At 62.9% G+C, this 3,094-nt stretch carries 3 protein-coding genes; 1 reads left to right on the top strand and 2 read right to left on the bottom strand.

What is annotated here, in order from left to right:
- On the bottom strand, nucleotides 1-484 hold a 484-nt coding region (locus tag FN369_RS00910), incomplete at its 3' end, for a protoglobin domain-containing protein (RefSeq protein WP_142524343.1).
- Between the two features lie 412 nt (nucleotides 485-896).
- Complete coding sequence (locus FN369_RS00905) at nucleotides 897-1,493, bottom strand: hypothetical protein (protein WP_142524342.1); 597 nt, start codon at nucleotides 1,491-1,493, stop codon at nucleotides 897-899.
- 201 nt (nucleotides 1,494-1,694) lie between these two features.
- Here FN369_RS00905 and FN369_RS00900 point away from each other — a divergent pair, with 201 nt between their 5' ends.
- Nucleotides 1,695-2,819 carry a lasso peptide biosynthesis B2 protein gene (locus FN369_RS00900; RefSeq protein WP_142524341.1) on the top strand — a complete coding sequence of 375 codons (1,125 nt, stop codon included), beginning with the start codon at nucleotides 1,695-1,697 and terminating at the stop codon, nucleotides 2,817-2,819.
- Nucleotides 2,820-3,094: the final 275 nt, after the last annotated feature.

Genomic DNA, 3,094 nt, shown 5'->3' with positions numbered 1-3,094 from the left:
GCTGGCGGTTCTCGTAGGCCTGGGTGAAAAGGGCAATGTCCAGGGCGAGGACCTTCCGGAAAGCGCTCTTCGCCATCTCCGGATCGCTCGAATTCTCGGCGACCCGTTCTCCATGCCGGAGCAGGATATCGAACATCGCCAGTGGGTAGCGGACCGGCAGCCCGATCCGGACATGGATCTCCCCGATCCGCAGCCTCCTCTCCAGATAGGCTGCATCGTAAGGTCCACTGAAGAGCGTCACGAACCATTGGCCGATCTCTCCTCGCACCCGTTCGATGGTTGCCTCGTCCTGAAAATATTCCCGAGTCTGCGGATGGCCCAAAATCCTTCCGTAAAATTCCTCAAGGAACGCGGGCAGCTCCGCCCGGGCCTCCACTTCCAGCGGTGGCAGAATCGCCCGCTCCTCCAGCGTGAGCGTGAGCAACTTCTCTAGTTCCGTGAGTATCTCTTCCCCCCGAATATTCCATGCAGCGCGCGCCTCCATAGTGGGAGAGATTTACTCTGTTTGCCCGGCTTCCACAATCGCTTCGCTACCTCCCCATCCATTTTTCCCCATCTTTCGGCTCGGGACTTTGCCTTATCCCCTGCTGGGCCTTGGGAACGAGAGGCCCGGCGGAATGACCGCGTTCTTTGACACCTCCTCGTCACGAATCGTCAGGGGCTCCCGTCGCCTCCCGCGGCTCATGACGCCTCCTCCCGATTCCCTCCGTTCGGGTTGGGCCGCACCCAGGCGGCTCAATTCCGTTCACCGACGATCCAGGCTTCCTCCGAAGATGCCAATGCCAATCCCACCGGACCAATCGGGATGCCCCGCCCGATGGGCTACAAAAAAAAGGGGGCCGAAGCCCCCTTTCCTCGCTCGCTGGAACTCTCCGCCAGCAGCGCTGTTTTCCCGCCTACAAACCCATCGTAAAGGGCTGGCCGGCCAGAAGAGCCCCCACGAGCCCAGTAACATCGTACAAAACCCCATGAACCTCGCCCAGCAAGGCACCCACTGGATTGGCCAGGAGGCCTTCCAAGCCGCTTACCGCTCCGGTCACCACGTGAGGAAGGGTCTGGACATGGGTCACGAGGCTAATTTGAGGAATTCCCAGCAACGGAACGTCGAGCCCCACGCTCAGGTTGAGCGTTCCGGTATGGGAAATGGAAACCGTGCCGGTCCCCGCGCTGGTGCCGCCCAGGCCCAAGAGTCCGGGAAGGTGGACTCCCACCGTCGTTGTGCCCAGACCCAGCAGCGGCGAATTGAGGCCAAGCCCCACATTGGCGGTCCCGGAAGTGGAGACGTTGACCGCTCCCGAGGAGCCGCCAAAGCTCACCAAGCTGGCGGTGTGCGTCGCCGATGAGGAGGTAGTCACCCCGTTCGCCAGGTGATGAACACCCGGCAGAAGCGCTGTCGCGCCGGCCGTGGCGACGCTCAGGCCCAAAATCACGATCCCCAGAGCCGCCCGGCAGACCCCAATCCGACGAAAGAGGCTACCTTTTCTGCATTGCATCTTCTTCTCCTTTTTTCCTTTCTATTTAGATTCTCTCAGTAGATTCTCTCAGAGAGCCCGTGCAAACCTCACGCACGCGGTCTGAATTGCAACTCATTTGCCATAGAATACTGTAAGCCGTGTCAAGCACCTTGTCCCTCGACTCACTCTATCCTTAACCGCTTAACTACTCTTTTGTGTTCGAAGGCCCAAACCTTGCGCATGAGCCACGCCGAGCCTTCCGATCCTCCTGGTTCTCGCTACAGAACGCAAAGGAGACGAGAGCTGGTCCGTTTGGACGAACGGCAGCGCTCCAAAAAAAACTGGAGCCGCTTCCGGAAGCTCTGCAGAACGGAAAGGAGAGCCCTCCTCCTCGCTTTCTTTTTCCTCTGGCTCGCCCGGATCTCGCTCCGGATCTCCTCCTTCTCCCGGATTCGAGCTTGGCTTTCGCGCTTGCCGTCTCTCGGACGGGCTCGCTTTTCTCCCGATCGACTCTGCCGGCTGGTCGAAACCGCCGGAAGGCGGCTCCCCTGGGCCACCTGCCTCTACCGGGCGATCGCGGGCCGGCTTTTGCTCGCTCTCTTCGGCTGGCCCAGCCAGCTCTTCCTGGGAGTCCGGCTCGCGCGAGGAGAGCTCCAGGCTCACGCTTGGCTCGTGAGCGAGGGGAGAATCGTTCTCGGCCAACAACCCGAACCGTTTCGGCCTCTGCTCTCGATCGGAGCCGCCGGCGGAGGAACGCGAAAGGCGGCAGACTCCATGCCTCCGAACTGCCTACGGTCGCCGGCCCCGCCTTCGGTCGAATCGCTCGGTTGGTTTCTCTCCCGATATACCCTGCCCGAAGGCGAGCCGCCCCTCTCCTCCCTCGGGGATCCCGAGTCGTTTCCCTGGCCGGAGCTTCTCCGCTGGTGGGTGAGAACCGGCCTCTTCCCCTTGGCGCGCCATCACCTCCTGCGCTTCGGCATCGCCGCACCCGAGCCGGTCCGCCGGACGCTCGATTCGCTCTTCGCCCGGAACGCCCTGCTCCAGGACCTCCATGAATTGGAAACCCTCCGTCTCCTCCGGCTCTTCCGCGAAGAGGGGATCCCCGCGGTTGGATTCAAAGGGCCCGCGCTCGCCCGCTTCCTCTACGGGAGCCCCCACCTCCGCTGCTCCACCGATCTCGATCTCTTCCTGGCTCCCGAAAATCTCGCCAAGGCGCGAACGATCTGCCGCGAGGCGGGCTACCGATCCTCCCTCGATCCCATTCCAACGGACCTCCTCGTCCGAGGCCACACCGAATGCGGCCTCCTCCGCCGGGACCGCTCGCTCTCTTTCTCGCTAGAGCTCCACTGGGCTTTCCTCTGGTGAACCCTTTACGAGCGGAAGGCGCTCGGCCGGTTCCGGGAAGAGGTCCTCGAACCGGGAACCTGGAGCCCGGAATGGCTCTCTCTCGCCCTCGCCGCCAGCGCCGCCAAGGACCGCTGGGCCAATCCCAAGCTCCTCCTCGATTGCCGGGAGCTCCGACTGCGCCCTGACTTTTCCCGAGAGCAAACCCAGGCACTCGCCCGCTCCGTCGGCTGGGAGAGGCTCCACTCCCACCTCGAAGAAGCCCTGGAGAGGCCCCCCCGGCTCCTCCAGCCGGG

Origin of the sequence: Methylacidimicrobium cyclopophantes, assembly GCF_902143385.2 — a bacterium.
Lineage (GTDB): Bacteria > Verrucomicrobiota > Verrucomicrobiia > Methylacidiphilales > Methylacidiphilaceae > Methylacidimicrobium > Methylacidimicrobium cyclopophantes.
The sequence above is the reverse complement of the archived record's forward strand: the minus strand, read 5'-3'. Positions and strand labels throughout refer to the sequence as shown.

Bases quoted from the DNA above. Each gene is read 5' to 3' on its own strand.
- FN369_RS00905 (WP_142524342.1), bottom strand. From the start codon at position 1,493: ATGCAATGCAGAAAAGGTAGCCTCTTTCGTCGGATTGGGGTCTGCCGG.
- FN369_RS00900 (WP_142524341.1), top strand. From the start codon at position 1,695: ATGAGCCACGCCGAGCCTTCCGATCCTCCTGGTTCTCGCTACAGAACG.